This window comes from Burkholderia territorii (assembly GCF_902833055.1).
Lineage (GTDB): Bacteria > Pseudomonadota > Gammaproteobacteria > Burkholderiales > Burkholderiaceae > Burkholderia > Burkholderia territorii.
Map to the genome: position 1 here is coordinate 1 of NZ_CADFEJ010000160.1, position 433 is coordinate 433.

The following is a 433-nucleotide window of genomic DNA, read 5'->3' on the forward strand; positions in this document are numbered from 1 at the left end:
TCGACCGTGATCACCATGCCCTTCTCCAGCACCCGCCCTGGCCGACCGCTCCGTCGTTGTTCACGCCCGCGCCGAGCGTGCCGGTTGAATTGACGCTGCCGGCATTCACGCTCGTATCCTGCTGCGCCGCCAGCGTCCCGCTGTTCGTGAGATCGGTGCCGATGCTGGCCGACAGCGACTGCCGAGCGTAAGTCGTACCGCTGTTCTGTATCCCGTTCGCGGCCGACAACGCGAGGTTGCCGCTCGCCGTCGTCTTGCCCGTGAGCACCAGACGGCCATTCGATTGCAGCGTCAGATCGCCTGCCTGCGCCGCGATCGTCCCTGCGTTCGCGACACCGACGCCTGCCGAGTTGCCAACCAAAAACACCCTGTCGGCATACATGCCGCCCAACTGGGCCACATCGATCGCGACAGCGGGAACAGGACCGTCACC

At 65.8% G+C, this 433-nt stretch carries 1 pseudogene; it reads right to left on the bottom strand.

The features are described 5' to 3' along the window. Positions 1-31: 31 nt before the first annotated feature. Positions 32-433 (bottom strand): annotated as a pseudogene (locus HW466_RS31520) (hypothetical protein); the annotation flags it as partial.